The organism is Pseudoxanthomonas spadix BD-a59 (genome assembly GCF_000233915.3).
Taxonomy (GTDB): Bacteria; Pseudomonadota; Gammaproteobacteria; order Xanthomonadales; family Xanthomonadaceae; genus Pseudoxanthomonas_A; species Pseudoxanthomonas_A spadix.
The window spans coordinates 107,127-126,484 of sequence record NC_016147.2 but is presented as its reverse complement, the minus strand read 5'-3'; the positions used below and the strand labels follow the sequence as shown (position 1 = coordinate 126,484).

Here is a 19,358-nt window from a genome sequence, read left to right as displayed (position 1 = left end):
GGCTGTAGGAAAAGTGAACCTGACCCCGTTCGCGTCGACCCCGTTCGCGCCGCAGGCGCGCGCGGTGGGCGCGCGCGGTTGCCTGGCGGGCTCTTCAGGCGAACTGATGGACGCATGAGGTGCAGGCATCCAGGGGCGACATGACGCCCGTACCCGCTACCTGCCGCGGGCCTTGGCCAAGGCCGCGGCCAGGGCGTTGTCGGCCGGTGGTGCGGTCGGCCTGGGCGGGCGGGCGTTGCCGCCGCTGCCGGGACGCGCGCCACGCGCATTGCCTGGGTTGCTGTTGCCGCGCGGACCGGCGCTGCGCTCCTCGCGTGCGGGCGGCGCGCCGGGCACATCGTCCAGGCGGCGGGTCAGGGCGATGCGCTTGCGCGCCACATCCACCTCCAGCACCTTGACCTTGACGATGTCGCCGGCCTTGACCACATCGCGCGGGTCCTTGACGTAGCGGTCCGACAGCGCCGAGATGTGCACCAGCCCGTCCTGATGCACGCCGATGTCGACGAATGCGCCGAAGGCGGCCACGTTGCTGACCACCCCTTCCAGGATCATGCCTTCGCGCAGGTCCTTGATGTCCTCCACACCCTCGGCAAAGCGCGCGGCCTTGAACTCCGGGCGCGGGTCGCGGCCGGGTTTTTCCAGCTCCTTGAGGATGTCGCGCACGGTGGGCAGGCCGAACTTCTCGTCGGTCAGGCGCTCGGCCTTGAGGCTGCGCAGGAACGCGGTGTCGCCGATGATCTGCTTGATGCCGCGGCCGTTGGCCTGGCCGAGGATGCGCTCGACCACCGGGTAGGCCTCCGGATGCACCGCCGAGGCATCCAGCGGCTGCTCGCCATCGGCGATGCGCAGGAACCCGGCGCACTGCTCGAAGGTCTTCTCGCCCAGCCGCGGCACCTTGAGCAGCTCCTTGCGGCTCCTGAAGGCGCCGTGCTGGTCGCGATAGCCCACGATGTTTTCGGCCACGGTCGAAGACAGGCCCGACACGCGCGTGAGCAGCGCCGCCGAAGCAGTGTTGACGTCCACCCCGACCGCGTTGACGCAGTCCTCGACCCGGGCATCGAGTGCGCGCGCCAGCCGGAACTGGTCCACGTCGTGCTGGTACTGGCCCACGCCGATGGCCTTGGGATCGATCTTGACCAGCTCGGCCAGCGGGTCCTGCAGGCGCCGGGCGATGGAGACCGCGCCGCGGATCGACACGTCCAGGTCCGGGAATTCCCTGGCCGCGGTTTCCGAAGCCGAATACACCGAGGCGCCGGCTTCGCTGACCACGATCTTCTGCAGCTTGGGGTTGTTGCAGGCCTTGATCACCTCGGCGGCCAGCCTGTCGGTCTCGCGGCTGGCGGTGCCGTTGCCGATCGCGATCAGGGCCACCTCATGCTGCGCGCACAGGCGCTTGAGCGTGTGCAGCGACTGCTCCCACTGGCGTTTGGGTTCGTGCGGATAGATGGCGTCGGTGGCCACCAGCTTGCCGGTGGCATCGACCACGGCGATCTTGCAGCCGGTGCGGATGCCAGGGTCCAGGCCCAGCACCGCGTGCGGGCCGGCCGGCGCGGCCAGCAGCAGGTCCTTGAGGTTGTCGCCGAAGACGGTGATCGCCTCGCCTTCGGCCTTTTCGCGGGCCTGGTTGAACAGGTCCAGCATCAGGTGCAGGTGCAGCTTGGCGCGCCAGGCCAGGCGACAGGCCTGCGAGAGCCAGGCATCGGCGGCGCGGCCCTGCGCGGCGATGCCGGCGGCCAGCGCGATGCGGCCTTCGGCATAGGCGTTGCCGGCCTCGGGGTCGGCACCCGGTTCGAGTTCGAGCTGGATGACCTCCTCGCGGCGCGCACGAAACAGCGCCAGCAACCGGTGAGAAGGAATTTTCGACAGCGCTTCGCTGTGGTCGAAGTAGTCGCGGTACTTGGCCCCGGCTTCCTGCTTGCCGTCGATCACCCGGGCCCGCAGCACGCCTTCGGACTCCAGCCAGCTGCGCAGCTGACCCAGCAGCGCGGCGTCCTCGCCCCAGCGCTCGATCAGGATCGCGCGCGCGCCTTCCAGCGCGGCCCTGGCATCGGCCACGCCCTTGTCCGCATCGACGAAGCCAGCGGCAAAGTCTTCAGGCACGCGGGTGGGGTCCTGCAGCAGGCCATCGGCCAGCGGCTCCAGGCCGGCTTCGCGCGCGATCTGGGCGCGGGTGCGGCGCCTGGGCTTGTACGGCAGGTACAGGTCCTCCAGCCGCGACTTGCTGTCGGCGGCCAGCAGCTCGCCGCGCAATGCATCGGTGAGCTTGCCCTGCTCTTCGATGCTGGACAGGATCGCGGCGCGGCGCTCTTCCAGTTCGCGCAGGTAGGCCAGGCGTGTTTCCAGGGTGCGCAGTTGGGTGTCGTCCAGGCCGCCGGTGACTTCCTTGCGGTAGCGGGCGATGAACGGCACGGTGGCCCCTTCATCCAGCAGCGCGATGGCGGCCAGCGCCTGGGGGGCCTGGGCGCCGATCTCCTCGGCGATGGTCTGGGCGATCTGGCGCGCGAGCGCGGCGGGCAGTGCTGCCATGCTTGGGATTCAATCGGGACGGCGGAGCCGACGATTGTGGCCCCGATGCGCGGGTGATCCAAGGCGTTGACAAGACCGGTTGCGCCGGGTTGGTGCCGGCCCTCAGCCGTGGCGCCGGCTGGGCAGCAGCGCGGCCACGATCCCCAGCAGCGGCAGGAACGAGATCACCTGGTAGACCCACAAGATGCTGGTGTGATCGGCCAGCACGCCCAGCACCGCCGCGCCCAGTCCGCCCATGCCGAAGGCGAAGCCGAAGAACAGGCCCGAGACGGTGCCGATGCGGTTGGGCATCAGCTCCTGCGCATAGACCAGGATCGCCGAGAATGCCGAGGACAACACCAAGCCGATGATCATCGTCAGCACCGTGGTCCAGCCCAGGCTGGCATAGGGCAGCGCCAGCGCGAACGGGGCCACGCCCAGGATCGAGGCCCAGATCACCGGTTTGCGGCCGATGCGATCACCGACCGGTCCACCGATCAGCGTGCCCACCGCCGAAGCCAGCAGGAAGCCGAACAGATGCAGCTGTGCGCTCTGCACCGAGACCTGGAATTTCTGGATCAAATAGAAGGTGTAGTAGCTGCTCAGGCCGGCGATGTAGAAGTACTTGCTGAAGATCAGCACCAGCAGGATCGCCACCACCCAGGCCACGGTGCGAGGCGGCAACGGCGCAATGCCCGGGGCCGCGGCCGGCCTGGGCGCACGGGCGGCGCTGGCCAGATGCTGCTGGTACCAGCGGCCGACATAGCTCAGCAGGCCGATCCCGATCAGCGCCGCCCCGGCAAACCACGCCACGCTGGTGCGGCCGTTGGGCACGATCACCGCCGCGGCGATCAGCGGCCCGATCGCGGTGCCGGTATTGCCGCCGACCTGGAACACCGACTGCGACAGCCCGTGGCGCCCGCCCGAGGCCAGCCGCGCGATGCGCGAGGATTCCGGGTGGAAAATGGCCGAGCCGATGCCGACCAGCATCGCCGCGGCCAGCACCAGCACAAAGCTGGGCGCGTAGGCCAGCAGCAGCAGGCCGCACAGCGTGGAGGCCATGCCCATCGGCAGCGAATACGGCGCCGGCCTGCGGTCGGTGCGCAGGCCGATCAGCGGCTGGAACAGCGAGGCGGTGAGCTGGTAGGTCAGGGTGATCAGGCCGACCTGGGCGAAGCTGAGCTGGAACTGGCCCTTGAGGATCGGATACAGCGCCAGGATCAGCGACTGCATCATGTCGTTGACCAGGTGCGAGCCGGTGATGGCGGCCAGGATGCCGACGGCGACGGGGCGCCTGGTGACGGCGGCAGCCAGGGAAGGGGGGGTCGTGGTGGTCGTGGTGGTCGTGGTGGACATGGCAATCGGGGCAGCAAGCACGGGCGGCGCGGACAGGACACATGATAGGGTGCGCCGATTCGCCCTCCTGCGCGCGCTGGTCATGACCCTTTCCGGGCGCAGGCCATGCCCGGTGGCGGCCACGCCACGCGCCAGGCTGTGATCACAGCGTGTTCCGGTTCTGGGCCTTCATCATCATCGCCGTGATCCTGTTGGTGCCGGGCGTGACGGTGTTCAGGAAAGCCACCGGAGGCCAGGCAAGCCGGCGCGCGGCATGGATCGAGCACCGGTGCCAGGTGAGCGGGGATTCCAGCGCAACCCTACCCGGCCTGGCCCCTGGCAAAGGCATACACCCCATAGGAAATGGCGACCACGGCGGTCAGCCCTGCCGGAAAAAACAGGGCACGATAGCCAAACGCATGGAAGGCGAAGGTGCCGAGAATGCCGCCGCACAGGAAGCCGGAAATGACCAGCAGACACAGCGTCAGGCGCCGGATGTCCACCGGCAGGCCGCGCAGGGCATGGCCGAGGAAGATGCCCAGATCAGTGAACATGCCCGAGACATGCGTGGTCCTGACGACCGCGCCGCTGTAGGTGCTGACCATCGCGTTCTGCAGCCCGCAGGCACAGGCCGCCGCGTACATGCCGTAGGCGCTGTTGAGCTGCAGCAGCGGGACCGAGGCAAACAGCAGCAGCGACACCAGCAGCAGGGCCACGCCATAGCGGCGGCCCAGCTGCAGGGTGCTGTCCTGGATCAGGAACCCGCTGAGCGTGCTGCCGGCCACGAAGGCACCGATGAGCAATGCGAAGTGAAGGACGCCGGCAAGGTCATGCGCGGCCAGCGCCTCGCCGAGCAGGCTCGTGTTGCCGGTCAGGTGGGAGATGGCCTGGTGCTCGAAACCCAGCAGCCCCACCACGTTGACCATGCCGGCGATGGCGGCGAGCACCCAGGCGCCAGTCCACACCCATCGAGGAAGTCTTGAAATCATCGTTCCCGCACAATGCCCTGAGGCGCTCCAGCAGCCTGATCAGACCGGCCCACCAGGGCCGGTGCCAGGTGGATGACCGTCGTCCGCCACCCTCGGTCCACAGGCCCAGCAGCGGCTTGCCTGTGGTGAGTCTCTCGCATTCCCGGTCCAGTTGCCCGTCCTGCGCGGACAACGCCGCGCGAAAGGCCTGCCGATCAACGCCGGCGCTGGTGGCCGGAGCAAGCGCGCTGCGGTGTGCCGGCCCGGCTATTTTTCCGTGCGCCAGTTGATCGACCCGCGGGTCTCGATCGTGGAGGACTCCACTTCGGCGGTGAAGCCCTTGCGCATCAGATATCTGAGGGTCACCACGGTGCCGCTGCCGATCATCGACACGCCGTAGCTGGCGTAGAGCTTGGGCGAAAGGTACTTGCCGACACCGAACACCGAACTGCCCATGGTGCGCGATTCCAGCACCCCGGCATCGTCCAGGCCGATCCGGGCGCCCAGCTGCGAGGCGAGCAGGCCGGCGCCGGCCGACAGCGCCGAGGACGCCGCACTGACCTGCTGGGTTTCCCGGCTGTTGGCGGTGCTCAACGGACGGCCCAGCACCAGGTAGGCCAGCGCGTCGGACTCGGAGGTTTCCGGACTGGACCAGACCCGGGCGCGCGGCGAACTGGCCCGACCGGTGACGTCGATGCCGGCGGTCACCCCGGCGCTGACCACTTCGCGTTCGGCGCGGATGTCGATGTTGGGATCGGACACATCGTCGTTGCTCCAGCTGAGCTGGCCGCGGCTGATGTTCAATTTCTGTCCATAGGCGGTGTAGCGGCCGTCCACGTCCAGCTGACCGGTGGCCGCCATCGCCCGGCCGGGGCGTGAATGCACGCTCATCTGGCCCTGCAGCGAGCCTTCCAGGCCGAACCCGTTGAGCTCGACCGCCTCGCCCAGGCTGATCGCCAGGTCCAGCTGCAGCCGCGAGCTGCCGCCGGCTTCCGGATCGGCCGGGTCCAGCACCACCACGTCCTCGGAGGTGGACACCCCTTCGCTGAGTTTTTCCAGGTTGATGCTGGCGCTGGGCACGTGGATCTTGCCGCCGACCCCCAGGACCAGGCCATGCAGGGCGATGGTCATGTCCGGGGCGACCACCGCACGCAGCTCGGTGGTGTCCGAGACCAGGAAATCCTCGCCGCGCACGTTCAGCAGCAGCGGCTCGTCGCCCCCCTGCCAGCCCAGCGAGCCGTCGATGGCCAGCGTTCCGCCGGTGGCCTGACTGCCGGTGGCCGACTGCGACTTCATGCTGCCGGTGATCCGGGCGCTGCCGTCGTCCAGCGCGGTCAGCTGCGCGCGGCCTTCGACCAGGGTGATGCCCAGCGCAGGCAGCTCGCCGGTGAAGTCGGCCAGCTCGGCCTCGCCACTGAGCAGCGGCGTGCCGCGGGTGCCGGCGATGCCGATGTGGCCTTTCAGCTTGCCCTGCGGACGCACCAGGTCCGGCGAGAACAGCTCCAGCCAGAACAGCCGGTCGTTGTACAGATATACGTCCCCCTGGAGCGGGGCGAACGCCTCCCAGCCGGTGGTGAACTTGGCATCGATGAAGCCATTGCCGGCAAAACCGGTGCCCAGGCGCGCCTGGATCTGCTGCGGGGTCAGGTCCAGGTCGATGCTGAAGTGGTCGTAGCGGATGATCTCGCCGCGCGCCTTGCTGCCCATCTTCAGGCCCCCCTCCATCGACGCCAGATGGACCTGGCCCTGCCAGGCGTTGCCCTGTGGCCTGAGCTGGGCCTCCAGGGTCAGCTCGCCGCGCAGGATCAGCGCGCGACCATCCTGCTGCGGCAGCCACGGCTGCACCAGGGCCAGCGGCAGTCTGTCCGAGCGCGCGCGCAGGCCATTGCGCGGCCAATCGGCCGACACGCACAGGGTGCCGCCATCGCCGCCGGCCAGGCAGCTGTCGGACAGGGTGAAGGCGCCGCCCTGCTGGGCGAAACGCGCGGCCCGGGTCAGCGCCCAGGCATCGCCCCTGGACGGCACGATGCGCAAGGTCTGCAGCGCGCCGGACCAGTTGCCGGCCTGCTGCTGCGCGGTGCCGGCGACGGTGAGCGAGGCCATCGCGCTGTTGGCCTGTACGTTGAGCTGCAGGTCCTGCACCGCACCGCGCGCCTGGACGCGGAGCGTGTCCAGCAGCAGACCGGCCCGCACGCCGCTGCCGCGCAGGGCCAGCTCGCCACCGGTGCCACGCCAGGGCAGGCGGCCGCGCAGGCTGAATTCCCTGGCCTGGTAGGTGCTGTAGCTGAGCGCACTGCCGGACAGGTCGGCATCGATGGTCGGCGCGTTGCGCGGCCCGCTCAGCTTGAGCGTGCCGGACGCCGTGCCGGTGGCCGCGGGCAGCAGGTCGGCCAGTTGCAGGGGCGCGAGCCTGGCTTCGATGTCCAGGGTGTCGGCGACCTTGCCCTGCACCTGCACGTGGCTGGCGCCCACGGTCAGGTCCAGCACGCCGTCGCCGTCGACCCCATGCAGGTTGAAGCGGCCGCTGCCGGCCAGCTTGCGTCCGCGCAGGCTGCCGCCCAGCTGTGGAACTTCCAGCGCCGCGTCCAGGCCGGTGCCCTGGCCGGCGGCCGGATCGCGCTGGGCGCCGGTACTGGCCAGCCTGCCGGTGACCGCGCCGTCCCAGCCAGCGGCGAAATAGCCCGGATCGAACTCCTTGAGGTTGGCCTGCACGTCCCAGGACAGCTGCGGCGCCCAGGCAAGCTGGCCGGTGACCTCCAGCGCGCCGGCCCGGGTGGTCGCCTTGAAGGTCTTCAGCAGCACGCTTTCCAGATCGCCGCGGCCGTCGAAATCGACCCTGGCGCTGTCCTGGCCGCGGGCCAGATCGGCCTTGCCGATCGCCACCCAGCGGGCCTTGCGCCCGGCCACGCCCAGATCGGCATTGGCATCGATGCGCTGCTCGCCCTGGCCCCACTTCAGGTCGCGCGCGTTGACGGCGAACTTGAAGCGCGGGTCCTGGGTGTCGGTGAAGTCGGCGTAGCCGCGCAGGGTGATCCGGCCGCCCAGCAGCTGCACGGCCAGCGGCTGCACGGTCAGGGTCTGGCCGTCGATGCGCACGTGCGAGGGCTCGATCACCACCAGCGCATCGCCGCGCCTGGCCTGGCCGCTGATGGCCGCGCCGCCCTCGGTGCCGCTGGCCTGCAGGTCGAACGCCAGTGGCGGGTCCTCGGCCGTGCCCACGCCCAACAGCGACAGGTCCAGGCGCTGGGCAGTCGCGCGCAGGGCCCAGTCCGGCCTGCTCGCCCCGCGCACGTCCAGGTTGAGTTGCACCGGCGCCGGAGCGTGGCCCCCGATGGCCACTTCCATGTGGGCAACGTCGCCGCGGGCGACCAGGCCCAGCCGCGCCGGGGTGCGTCCACGCGCGGCGGGGAAGCCGGCCGAGACGGTCAGGTCGGTCTGGTACCCGTCGCCCGGGCGGTAATGGCCATCCACCGAGAAATTGCCCAAGGTGCTGCGCAGCTTGAGCGCGCTGGCCTGGACATAGCCGTCGCCGATGTCGATGGCGCCGCGCGCGCTGCTCACCTGGACCACCGTCTGGCCGGCCGAGGTGTAGCGCAAGCCGTCCACCACCAGGGCGTCGGCCTGGATGTCCAGCGGCAGTTCTATCTGCGGCAGCACCTCGGGCCAGCGCGGCAGCTCGATGGGTTGGTCGGGACCGGGCGGGATGTCCAGCACCGCCGTTTCCACCTCCAGCGTGTCAAGGCGCAGGCGCTTGCCCAGCAGCGGGCGCAAATCCGGATCCAGGGTCACCCGCCTGGCGGTGAAGTCGATGTCTCCCAGGTGGAAATGCACGTCGCGCAGGGTCAGTGGGCCGGCCAGCGGACCTTCGGCGCTGCTGTAGGTGAAGGTGGAACCGGCCGGCAGGCGCGCGATGATCTGGGCCAGCAGCACGTCGCGTCCGGCCACGGTCTGCGCCAGCCAATACAGCGCCACCAGCAAACTGGCCACCAGCACGCCGATGCCGAGCGCGCTGCGCGCGGCCAGGGTGCGCACCCGTGCACGGCGCCTGGCCCGCAACTGCGCGATGCGCGCTTCGCGCTCCTCCGGCGACAGCTCGCCCGGGCGCCGGCTCACAGCGCCACTCCGATGCTCAGGTACAGCTGCACGATCGAATCGGCGTCATCAAGGCCATGGGCGATGTCGACGCGGACCGGGCCGATCGGTGACTTGTAACGCACGCCGATGCCGACACCGGTCCTGAAGTCCGGCGAGTCGTTGTAGGCGGTGCCGCTGTCGACGAAGATCGCCCCGCCGAACGGGCCACCTTTGTAGTAGTGCTCGTACTCGACGCTGCCGGTGACCAGCTTGTTGCCGCCCACCGAATATTGGCCGCCGGTGGTGCGCACGCGCGGGCCGACCTCGCGGTACTGGTAGCCGCGGATGCTGTTGTCGCCGCCGGCGTAGAAGCGCAGGCTCGGCGGCAGCGCATCCTGCGAGCCGGCCGAGGTGTAGCCCAGTTCGCCGCGCACGATCAGCCGGTCGTTCAGGCCCAGGCCCTTGTACCAGCGCCCGGCAAGGTGGATCTGGCTGAAATCGGTGTCCGAACCAACGCCGTTCAACCCGCCGCGCACGGCCATGTTGGCGTTCAGGCCGCTGCGCGGGAACAGCCGGTCGTCCACGTTGATGTACTGCGCTTCCATCTGCGGATACACGTAGGTGGCATAGCGGTAGGGCGCGGCGGCCTCGGCGCCGTCGCCGTCCTCGTCGGCCAGCTGGAACAGCCAGCGCTCGCGCAGCGCGTGGACCGAGGCGGTGAGCGTCCAGTTCTCGTTGAGCTGGCCGCTGCGGCTGCCGATCAGTTCGATCCGGCGGGCGTCGATGTAGTCGGTCTGTTCCTCGTACAGCTGGGCGGCGGCGGTGTACCAGCCGTCGAGCCAGGCGAAGGCCGGAATCCTGTAGCTGGTGGTCAACGCCTTGCGGTTCTGTGCGTAGTCCAGCAGCGTCTTGAGCTTGTGCCCGCGCCTGTTGAGGTAGCGTCGCTCCACGCCGGCCAGGAAACCGGCGCCGTATTCGGTGCCGTAGCTCAGGCCGTACTGGTAGATGGTGCGCGGGGCCAGCTTGAGGTTGACCTCGATCGGCACGCGTCCGTCCACCGCCGCATCGGGGTTGGGCGCGATGCCGATGCTGCTGAAGTAGTCCAGCGCCACCAGCGACTGGCGCAGGCGGTCCAGCTTGCCCTGGTGGTAATAACTGCCCTCCTCCCAGTACACCAGCTGGTTGAGCAGCCCCGGGCGGAAGTAGTCCTGGTGGAAGATGGTCGGCCCCATGTCGTAGCGGATGCCGCTGATCCAGGACAGCTGGATGTCGGCGGCGTGCTCGGCGCGGGTGATGGCGACCCGGCGCTGCTGGAAATCGGCGTCCAGGTAGCCGCGCTCGGCCAGCCGGCGCACGATCCGAAGCTTGCTGGCCTCGTAGGTCTGGTGATCGAACACCTGGCCCACGCGCGGGGCGAAATCCTTCAGGTCCCGGGCCAGGTAGCGGTCGTCGTGGCCCTGGCCGTCGATGTGGATGTCGGCCTGGCGCACGCGCACCGGTTCACCGGGGCTCACCGTGACGGTGACGGTCATGTGCTCTGCAGGCGACCGCGGCCGCGTGGACCTGGCGCCGGCCGCATTGGCCGCGCCGGCCGCCTGCCGGGCGACGGCGCCTTTGCCGGCATCGGCAGGAACATCGGCCGGGGCGGTGACGGTGGTGATCTTGCCATCGGCATCGCCGCCATCGCGCTGCACTTGGCCCGCTGCGTCCTCGTCCGCGTCATCCTGATCCTGCTGCTGTGCAGGGGCGCCGCTGGCGGCCTCGGCGCCACTGCCGGTGACCTCGGCATCGCGCCGGCTGGAGGTCACCTCCACCGTCGGCGAGTAGTAGCCGAACGGCTCCAGCGCAGCGGCGGCCTGGTCCCGAGTCCGCTCCAACAGGTATTCCAGGCGCGCCTCGCCCAGGCGCCGGCCCAGTGCGTCATTGAGGGTCAGCGCCACCCGGATGTTCTCGGCCATCGCCCGCTGGACCTCGTCGTTCTCATCCAGGCCCTTGATCTGAACCTGGTCGACGATCACCGCTGCGAACGACACCGCGGGCATCAACAGCATCGCGGCGATGGCGAGCGGGGCAAGGACGCGCATGGCCGCAGCATACCCGGGGCCCGCGCCGGGACGGGTTAAGCGGTCATGACGTTGCGCATCCCTGCGCGCAGGACTCATGCAGACAGCTGGGCGATGTCGGCCACCGCGCCGAAGCGGCCATGCAGGCGCTGCAGCAGGGCCAGGCGGTTGCCGCGCACGGCCGGATCTTCGGCATTGACCATGACCCCATCGAAGAACACATCCACCGCTTCGCGCACCAGCGCCAGGCGCGAGAGCACCTGCACGTAGTCGCGCTGGTGCAGGGCGATATCGGTGTCGCCGATGGCCGCCTCCACCGCCTCGGCCAGCGCGGCCTCGGCCGGATGCTCCAGCAGGCCGCGGTGGATGTGATCGGGGATCGCAAAGCCTTCGGCCTGCGCCTTCCTGAGGATGTTGCCGATGCGCTTGTTGGCCGCGGCCAGGGCCGCAGCCTCGGGCAGCGCGGCGAAGTTGCCGATGGCCTCGATGCGGCGGTCGAAGTCGTACAGCGAAGCGGGCTTCAACTCGGCCACGGCGTTGAACTGGGTCGCACTCACGCCCCTGTCGGCGTAGTAGCCACGCAGGCGATCGACCACAAAATCGAACAGCTCCAGGGCCAGGCGTTCGATCTGCCGGTCGGCGCCTGGCTGCACCTCGGGCGGCAGCAGCCTGATCGCCTGCTCGAACAAGTCGCGCAGGTCCAGATCAAACCCGCTCTCGATGATCGTGCGCGCCAGGCCCAGGGCATTGCGCCGCAGCGCGAACGGATCCTTGTTGCCGGTCGGCTTCAACCCCGCGGCGAAACCCCCGGCCAGCGTGTCCAGGCGCTCGGCAATGGCCAGCACCTTGCCCAGCGGCGACAGGGCGATGTCATCACCGGCAAAACGCGGCTGGTAGCTCTCGTCGATGGCCAGCGCGACCGCGGCCGGCTCGCCCGCGGCGATGGCGTAATGGCGGCCGGCGATGCCCTGCAGCTCGGGGAATTCGTTGACCATGCGCGACTGCAGGTCGTTCTTGGCAAGACGCGCCGCGCGCCGCGCCTGTTCGGCATCGGCGCCCACCCTGGCGGCGATGGTCGCGGCCAGCGCGGCCACCCGCTCGACCTTGTCGGCCACACTGCCCAGCCTGGCCTGGTAGGTCACCGTCTTCAGGCCCTGGCCCATCGACGCCAGGCCCTGCTTGAGGTCCTCGTCGAAGAAGAACCGGGCATCGGCAAAACGCGGACGGATCACGCGCTCATAGCCGGCGCGCACCTGCGCCGGATCGCGCGAGTCGATGTTGGCGATGCCGATGAAGTGCTCGGTCAGCCTGCCATCGCGCAGCACCGGGAAGAACTTCTGGTTGACCTCCATCGTCTCGATCAGCGCTTCCTGCGGCACGGCCAGAAAGTCCGACTCGAAACTGCAGGTGATCGCGTGGGGCCATTCGGTCAGGCAGACCACCTGCTCCAGGTTGTCGTCGGTGATGCGCGCATCACCGCCCACGCTGCGCGCGGCGGCCTGCACCTGCTCGATGATGCGGGCGCGGCGCTGCTGCGGATCGACCAGCACGTGCGCGGCGGCCAGCGCCTCAACGTAGTCGTTCGGCGCGCCGATCCACACCGGCTTGTCGTGTTCGAAACGATGGCCGCGGCTCATGCGGTTGGAAGTGATGCCCATCAGCGGCATCTGGATCACCGCATCACCCAGCAACACCACCAGCCAGTGCACCGGACGGGCGAAGGCGTAGTCGTGGTCGCCCCAGCGCATCGGCTTGGGGATCGGCATGGCCGCGATCGCTTCGGCGATCACCTCCGGCAGCAGCTCGGCGGTGCGCGCGCCCGGCTTGACTGCGCGATGGACGAAGCGCTCGCCCTTGGCGTCGGTGACACGCGCCAGCTGGGTCCATTCAACCCCGGCCTTGGCGGCGAATCCGCTCAGGGCCTTGGTCGGCTGGCCCTCTGCGTCCAGCGCGACGTTGAGGTAGGGGCCAAACACCTCGCTGGCCTGCTCGGGCTGCTCGGCCGACACCGCCGGCAGCAACACCGCCAGCCGGCGCGGGGTGAACAGCGGGCGCGCATCGGTGGCATCGACGGCCACGCCGCGCCTTTCCAGCCCGGACCTGATGCCATCGAACAGCGCATCGGCCAGCCCCGGCAGCGCCTTGACCGGCAGCTCTTCGGTGCCCAGTTCGATCAGCAGGGGAAGTTGTTGGGTCATTTCAGCTGAACCTTGGCTTGTTCCCTTCTCCCCCCGGGAGAAGGTGCCCCGAAGGGGCGGATGAGGGGACGGGGCGAAGCCCTTATGGGGTTTGGATCCAGGAGGCTTCGCCCCGAACCCTCACCCCAACCCCTCTCCCGGTGGGAGAGGGGCTTGAGCCGGCAGCGCCGCGCCGCTTACGTCGTCGCAGGCGCATCAAACGCCACGTGGAACTGCTGGAACACCGGCAGCGCCTCGTAGCGCGCCACGCGTGCGGCCAGCGCCGGGTAGGGCGCAAGATCAAACGGCACCGCATCGGTGGCGAAGGTGCAGCAGCAGGCCACGGTCATGTCGGCCTGGGTCATGCGTTCGCCAACCAGCCAGTCGTGATCTTTGCGCTGGATGCAGTGCGCTTCCAGCGCAGTCAGCGCGCTGTCGATCTGCACGGTGCAGCGTTCAAGCCAGGGCGCGTGCCGCTTGTCTTCGGGGCGGTAGACGCGCTCGTAGACCATCGACACGGCCTTGTCGGCCGCGCCGGTGGCCAGCGCGACCAACTGCAGCGCCTGGCGGCGTTCGATGCCGCTGGCCGGCAGCAGCGCGCGCGCCGCGCCGACGGTTTGGTCCAGGTAATCCAGCACCACCGAGGATTCGAACAGCACTTCCTCGCTGTCCAGCACCAGCGTGGGCACGCGGCCCAGCGGGTTGTATTGGCGGATCTGCGCGGCATCGCGCCCGGTGGACCAGTCGCGGTGTTCGAACGGCAGGCCCAGCACGCCCAGGCTGACCGCCACGCGGCGCACGAACGGCGAATCGAACACGCCGATCAGGATCACGCGGCGACCTTGATCTGGCCGCGCTTGAGGCCGGGGAAGCCCAGCTTCTCGCGCTGGGCGTAGTAGGCCTTGGCCACCGCCTGGGCCAGCGCGCGCACGCGCAGGATGTAGCGCTGGCGTTCGGTCACGCTGATCGCCCGGCGCGCATCGAGCAGGTTGAAGCAGTGGCTGGCCTTGCAGACCTGCTCGTAGGCCGGCAGCGGCAGCCCGGCCTGGACCAGCGCCTGCGACTCGGCCTCGCAGGCGTCGAAGCGGTGAAACAGCTCGGCGACGTTGGCGTGCTCGAAGTTGTAGCTGCTCTGCTCGACTTCGTTCTGATGGAACACATCGCCGTAGGTCACCGGCGTGCCGTCCGGGCCATAGGTCCAGATCAGGTCGTAGACGTTATCGCAGGCCTGCAGGTACATGCACAGGCGTTCAAGCCCGTAGGTGATCTCGCCCAGCACCGGCCTGCACTCGATGCCGCCGGCCTGCTGGAAATAGGTGAACTGGGTGACCTCCATGCCGTTCAGCCACACTTCCCAGCCCAGGCCCCAGGCGCCCAGGGTCGGCGATTCCCAGTTGTCCTCGACAAAGCGCAGGTCGTGCACGCGCGGATCGATGCCCAGCGCCTTGAGCGAATCCAGGTACAGCTGCTGGAGGTTGTCCGGGTTGGGCTTCATCGCCACCTGGTACTGGTAGTAGTGCTGCAGGCGGTTGGGGTTCTGGCCGTAGCGGCCGTCGGTGGGACGGCGGCTGGGCTGGACGTAGGCCGCGTTCCACGGCTCCGGGCCCAGCGCGCGCAGGAAGGTCGCCGGATGGAAGGTGCCGGCGCCCACTTCCAGGTCCAGCGGCTGGACCAGCACGCAGCCCTGCCCGGCCCAGTACTGGTTGAGCGTCTGGATCAGGCCCTGGAACGTCAGGGGCTGGACGGTGGTCGGTGGTGCCGTCGGGACAGTCATGCGGCGAAGGCGGAAAAAGGGGTGGGCTAGTATACGCAGCGTGCTGCGGCCGCCTTCGGCCGCACGAGCCGTTGCCAGGGCCTGGATCTTCGATGGAGCAGCAGCGCAAGGCCGATTTTTCTCCCGATTCCACGGTGCTGGGCTCAGGCCGGCTGGACTTTGCCCAGGTCACCCGCGCGCTGCTGGCCGACGGCCTGGTGGCCGAGGCCGACACCGGCCGCATCCAGATGTCGGCCGCCGGCGCGCGCAGCGCCAGCGAGGTCCATCCGCTGGTGCTGCTGGCCAACCTGAAGCTGGCCGATGCCCGTGGCGGTGAACTGAGCCTGGAACGGCTGACCGAGTGGCTGGCCCTGCGCATCGGCGTGCGCTACCTGCGCGTGGATCCGACCCGGGTGGACGTGGCCAGCGTCACCGCGGTGGTCAGCCAGGCCTACGCGCGCCGGCACCGGATCCTGCCGATCGCGGTCGAGCCGGACCGGGTCCTGATCGCCACCAGCGAGCCGCTGGACACCACCTGGAAGCCGGACCTGACCCACCTGACCCGGCGCAACATCGAGCTGGTCCTGATCAATCCGCTGGACCTGCATCGCTACACGATGGAGTTTTTCGGCGTGACCCGCTCGGTGCGCGGGGCCAGGGACATGCGCGAGCGCGAGCAGGGTTCGGTCATGCCCAGCTTCGAACAGCTGGTCGACCTGGGGCAAAGCGGCGAAGTCGGCGCCGACGATCACCACGTGGTCCAGATCGTGGACTGGATGCTGCAGTACGCCTACGAGCAGCGCGCCTCGGACATCCACCTGGAGCCGCGGCGCGAACTGGGCCGGATCCGCTTCCGCATCGACGGGGTGCTGCACAAGGTGTTCGAACTGCCGCCGCCGGTGATGACCGCGGTGGTCTCGCGGATCAAGGTGCTGGGCCGGATGGACCTGGCCGAGCGCCGGCGCCCGCAGGACGGCCGGATCAAGACCCGTTCGCCGGGCGGGCGCGAGGTGGAGATGCGCCTGTCGACCATGCCCACCGCCTTCGGCGAGAAGTGCGTGATGCGCATTTTCGACCCGGACACCGCGTTCAAGCCGATCGCCGAACTGGGCTTCAGCCCGACCGAGGCGGCCGGCTGGAATGCGCTGGTGGAGCAGCCGCACGGGATCGTGCTGGTGACCGGGCCGACCGGCTCGGGCAAGACCACCACGCTGTATTCGACCCTGCGCAAGCTGGCCACGGCCGACGTGAACGTGTGCAGCGTCGAAGACCCGATCGAAATGATCTCGCCCGAGTTCAACCAGATGCAGGTGCAGACCAACATCGACCTGGATTTCGCCTCTGGCGTGCGCACCCTGCTGCGCCAGGACCCGGACATCATCATGATCGGCGAGATCCGCGACCTGGAGACCGCGCAGATGGCGGTCCAGGCTTCGCTGACCGGCCACCTGGTGCTGTCCACGCTGCACACCAACGACGCGCCCTCGGCCATCACCCGCCTGCTCGACCTGGGCGTGGCCCATTACCTGGTCGCCTCGACCCTGACCGGGGTGCTGGCCCAGCGCCTGGTGCGCACCCTGTGCCCGCACTGCAAGGTGCCCGCCGCGGTGCCGGCGCATGCCTGGGAGATCCTGCTGGAGACCGGCCGCAGCGTGCCCGAGGATGCCCACCCGCACCGCGCGGTTGGCTGCCTGGAATGTCGCCGCACCGGCTACATGGGCCGGGTCGGCCTGTACGAGCTGATGCCGCTGACCCCGCAGCTGCGCAGCATGATCCGCGCCGACATGGACCTGGCCGCCTTCACCCGCGCCGCGCGCATCCAGGGCATGCGTACCCTGCGCGATGCCGGCCTTGACATGGTGGCGCGCGGTCTGACGACCATCGAGGAAGTGGTCTCGGTCCTGCCGCCACGGGAATGAATGCCCCTTTCCTGATCGTCGAAACCGGCCACCCGCTGCGCTCGCTCAGGCGCCACGGCGGGTGATGGCCACTAGCCAAAAGCGGCGGGTCGAGACCCGCCCTACGCGCAACGCCGGGTTGTAGGGCGGGTCTTGACCCGCCATCGCAGACGGCGGCCACGCACGCAAGAGCGTCCGGATCCAGCGCGAGGTGACGGCCGCCCCGCAGGCGCGCACACTATTGCGCCGATTCGTGCGCCACGCCCGCCAGGCACGCGCCCGCTGAACCGGCCGCGCCGCGGCCGCTCCACGCTGTTTTCCCCCGCTGTTTTATCCGGATGTCCCTCGATGTCGACAATCAACAAGGTACCGGCCAGCGCCGGCGCGCAATGGCTGCTGGACGGACTGGCCACCCTGCGCCAGGCACCGCTGCAGCTCGGTGCGCTGGGCGCGCTGTGGGCATTGCTGATGGGCTTCATGCTGGTGCTCTCGCAGGTCCCCGTTTTCGGGACGCTGCTGCAGGCCTTTTTCATGCTGGTTGGGCCGGTCCTGTGGGCAGGCGTCCTGGGTGCGGTCCTGAAAGTCAGGGCAGCCCAGCCGATCCGGGCCGGCGACCTGTTTTCCGGATTCCGCAGCGGTCGAATTCCCGACCTGATTGCGACCTTGATTCCGCAGGTGGTGCTGATCGCGGTGATGTTCTTCCTGGTGTGGGCCCTGGTCGGTGGCCCGGAGGAATTGCACCGTGTGCAGGACACGATGAACACGCTCGAGAGCCAGGCTGCCGCCGGTCAAACGCCGAGCCCGGAACTGCTCCAGACCGTCCCGGTCGCGGGGCTGTTCATCTGCTTCGGCGCCTTCATCCTGGGCATGGTGCTGGTTGCATTGGTGAATTTTGTGTCCGTGCCGGATGTGCTTTTTGGTGGGAGGCGCGGTACCCAGGCCATGCTCAACAGCCTGAAGGCCGGGCTTCGGAACCTGCCGGCAGTGATCCTGTTCTACGTGCTGCTCCTGGTGGTGGCCATTCCCCTGATCCTGGTGGTCTCGCTGCTGGGCCAGGCGGTCTCCATGGTGCTGGGGCAGTTCGCAGGCCTGTTTTTCATCAACATGCTGCTGATGGGGGCAATGCTGCCGCTGATCGCCGGCTGCGTGAGCAGCGCCTGGCGCCAGATGCTGGGTCAGGCAAGCGAACAAGCCTCGGCAGTCCCCCCGCCACCATCCCCACCGGCCACCTTTGCCGCCTGAGCGCGGCAGGGCCGATGCGGCCGCGCGGACGGTGCTGTGTCATCCGGATCGGCGCAGCGCGCAGATCCACCGTGCTCCACGTGGGAGCCGCTTCAGCGGCGATGAAGCATTTCCGGTAAGACCCCTCGCCGCTGAAGCGGCTCCCACGCACAGCGCGCCGGGCTCAGCCTCTCAGGCCTGGGCGCGCTTGCGCGGCAGCGCCCAGCGGCTGGCCAGGATGCCCAGTTCGTAGAGCAGGCACATCGGCAGGGCCAGCATCAGCTGGGACACCACGTCCGGCGGGGTGATCACCGCGGCCACGACGAACACGCCCACGATCGCGTAGCCGCGCGACGCCTTGAGCTGCTGCGGAGTGACCAGGCCCAGGGCCACCACGATCACCATCGCCACCGGCAGCTCGAAGCTCAGGCCGAACGCCAGGAAGATCACGATCACAAAATCCAGGTATTTGGCCGGATCCGGCGCCAGGGTCACCACATCGGGGGTGAACAGGGTCAGTGCATGGAACACCGCCGGCAGCACCGCGAAATAGGCAAACGCGCAGCCGACAAAGAACAGCGCGATCGAGGACACCAGCAGCGGCACGGCCAGGCGCTTTTCGTGCCTGTACAGGCCCGGGGCGACGAAGCACCAGGCCTGGTAGATCAGCCACGGCGAGGACACGAACAGGGACAGATAGAAGGCCAGCTTGATCGGTGCGAAGAAGCCCGAGGTCGGATCGGCCGCGATCATCTTCTGGGCCTGGTCCACCGGCAGCGCGGCCAGCAGCGGCATGGCCAGGTGCTCGAAGATGCGCTTGGCGAACGGCACCGCCACCACCAGCACGATCGCCACCCCGGCCATGCCCCGGATCAGCCGCATGCGCAGCTCGATCAGGTGCTCCATCAGGCTGCTTTCGGCCTCCTGGTCAGGCACTGGGGCGTTCATCATCGACATCCTGGCGCGTCGCCGGCGGCATGTGGCCCGGCTCGGGCGCCGCGGCGGCCGTCACGTCGGCGACCGTGTCCTCGCCGGTGCCGGTGCCACGCACCTGATCGCGGACCTCGTTGAAGCCGCGCTCGGCCTGGTCGTGACTGCGGCGCATGGCCTGATCGGTGCGGCGCAGGGCTTCCTGGGCCTGGTGCAGGTTGCGCTTGAGTTCCTCGGCGGCCAGTTCGCGTTCCAGCTCGCTCTTGACCGAATCCCACTGGTTGCGCGCCCGGCGCACCCACAGCCCGGCAAAGCGCGCCGCCTTGGGCAGGCGCTCGGGGCCGAGCACCACCAGGGCGACAACGGCGATGACGATCAGTTCGGGAAAGCCGACATCGAACATGGCAGCAGGCGCCCCTCAGGCGGGCGCGTGG

The 19,358-nt window shown here is 69.2% G+C and carries 12 protein-coding genes; 2 read left to right on the top strand and 10 right to left on the bottom strand.

Annotated features, from left to right (window positions below; all coding sequences use genetic code 11):
- Positions 1–156: 156 nt before the first annotated feature.
- From DSC_RS00530 to glyQ, 8 genes are all read right to left on the bottom strand, one after another.
- On the bottom strand, positions 157–2,526 hold the full coding sequence (locus DSC_RS00530; protein WP_014159137.1) for a Tex family protein: 2,370 nt from the start codon (positions 2,524–2,526) through the stop codon (positions 157–159).
- A gap of 102 nt (positions 2,527–2,628) precedes the next feature.
- Positions 2,629–3,861: an MFS transporter gene (locus tag DSC_RS00525; protein ID WP_014159136.1), complete on the bottom strand. Its 1,233-nt coding sequence runs from the start codon at positions 3,859–3,861 to the stop codon at positions 2,629–2,631.
- A 299-nt stretch (positions 3,862–4,160) separates the two neighbouring features.
- Positions 4,161–4,829 carry a YoaK family protein gene (locus DSC_RS00520; protein ID WP_043290251.1) on the bottom strand — a complete coding sequence of 223 codons (669 nt, stop codon included), beginning with the start codon at positions 4,827–4,829 and terminating at the stop codon, positions 4,161–4,163.
- A gap of 246 nt (positions 4,830–5,075) precedes the next feature.
- Positions 5,076–8,873, bottom strand: a complete 3,798-nt coding sequence (locus DSC_RS00515) for a translocation/assembly module TamB domain-containing protein (protein ID WP_043290811.1) — start codon at positions 8,871–8,873, stop codon at positions 5,076–5,078.
- 44 nt (positions 8,874–8,917) lie between these two features.
- Positions 8,918–10,966, bottom strand: coding sequence for an autotransporter assembly complex protein TamA (locus DSC_RS00510; RefSeq protein ID WP_014159133.1), 2,049 nt, complete (start codon positions 10,964–10,966; stop codon positions 8,918–8,920).
- A 74-nt stretch (positions 10,967–11,040) separates the two neighbouring features.
- Positions 11,041–13,143, bottom strand: a complete 2,103-nt coding sequence (glyS, locus tag DSC_RS00505) for a glycine--tRNA ligase subunit beta (protein WP_014159132.1) — start codon at positions 13,141–13,143, stop codon at positions 11,041–11,043.
- 176 nt (positions 13,144–13,319) lie between these two features.
- Positions 13,320–13,955: a glutathione S-transferase family protein gene (locus DSC_RS00500; protein WP_014159131.1), complete on the bottom strand. Its 636-nt coding sequence runs from the start codon at positions 13,953–13,955 to the stop codon at positions 13,320–13,322.
- Positions 13,952–14,896 carry a glycine--tRNA ligase subunit alpha gene (gene glyQ / locus DSC_RS00495; protein ID WP_014159130.1) on the bottom strand — a complete coding sequence of 315 codons (945 nt, stop codon included), beginning with the start codon at positions 14,894–14,896 and terminating at the stop codon, positions 13,952–13,954. Before glyQ ends, DSC_RS00500 begins: the two co-directional genes overlap by 4 nt.
- 92 nt (positions 14,897–14,988) lie before the next feature.
- Between glyQ and DSC_RS00490 the strand changes: the two genes are divergently transcribed.
- Positions 14,989–16,794 carry a GspE/PulE family protein gene (locus DSC_RS00490; RefSeq protein WP_014159129.1) on the top strand — a complete coding sequence of 602 codons (1,806 nt, stop codon included), beginning with the start codon at positions 14,989–14,991 and terminating at the stop codon, positions 16,792–16,794.
- Between the two features lie 327 nt (positions 16,795–17,121).
- Positions 17,122–18,015, top strand: a complete 894-nt coding sequence (locus DSC_RS00485) for a BPSS1780 family membrane protein (protein ID WP_014159128.1) — start codon at positions 17,122–17,124, stop codon at positions 18,013–18,015.
- Between the two features lie 171 nt (positions 18,016–18,186).
- Here DSC_RS00485 and tatC read toward each other — a convergent pair whose 3' ends face one another.
- Both tatC and tatB read right to left on the bottom strand, forming a co-directional pair.
- Positions 18,187–18,942: a twin-arginine translocase subunit TatC gene (gene tatC, locus DSC_RS00480; RefSeq protein WP_014159127.1), complete on the bottom strand. Its 756-nt coding sequence runs from the start codon at positions 18,940–18,942 to the stop codon at positions 18,187–18,189.
- Complete coding sequence (gene tatB, locus DSC_RS17465; protein ID WP_014159126.1) at positions 18,923–19,327, bottom strand: Sec-independent protein translocase protein TatB; 405 nt, start codon at positions 19,325–19,327, stop codon at positions 18,923–18,925. Before tatB ends, tatC begins: the two co-directional genes overlap by 20 nt.
- Between the last annotated feature and the right edge of the window lie 31 nt (positions 19,328–19,358).

What these genes read in the sequence shown, in the direction of transcription:
- DSC_RS00530 (WP_014159137.1), bottom strand. Translation starts at nt 2,526, where the DNA reads ATGGCAGCACTGCCCGCCGCGCTCGCGCGCCAGATCGCCCAGACCATC.
- DSC_RS00525 (WP_014159136.1), bottom strand. Translation starts at nt 3,861, where the DNA reads ATGTCCACCACGACCACCACGACCACCACGACCCCCCCTTCCCTGGCT.
- DSC_RS00520 (WP_043290251.1), bottom strand. Translation starts at nt 4,829, where the DNA reads ATGATTTCAAGACTTCCTCGATGGGTGTGGACTGGCGCCTGGGTGCTC.
- DSC_RS00510 (WP_014159133.1), bottom strand. Translation starts at nt 10,966, where the DNA reads ATGCGCGTCCTTGCCCCGCTCGCCATCGCCGCGATGCTGTTGATGCCC.
- glyS (WP_014159132.1), bottom strand. Translation starts at nt 13,143, where the DNA reads ATGACCCAACAACTTCCCCTGCTGATCGAACTGGGCACCGAAGAGCTG.
- glyQ (WP_014159130.1), bottom strand. Translation starts at nt 14,896, where the DNA reads ATGACTGTCCCGACGGCACCACCGACCACCGTCCAGCCCCTGACGTTC.
- DSC_RS00490 (WP_014159129.1), top strand. Translation starts at nt 14,989, where the DNA reads ATGGAGCAGCAGCGCAAGGCCGATTTTTCTCCCGATTCCACGGTGCTG.
- DSC_RS00485 (WP_014159128.1), top strand. Translation starts at nt 17,122, where the DNA reads ATGTCGACAATCAACAAGGTACCGGCCAGCGCCGGCGCGCAATGGCTG.
- tatC (WP_014159127.1), bottom strand. Translation starts at nt 18,942, where the DNA reads ATGAACGCCCCAGTGCCTGACCAGGAGGCCGAAAGCAGCCTGATGGAG.
- tatB (WP_014159126.1), bottom strand. Translation starts at nt 19,327, where the DNA reads ATGTTCGATGTCGGCTTTCCCGAACTGATCGTCATCGCCGTTGTCGCC.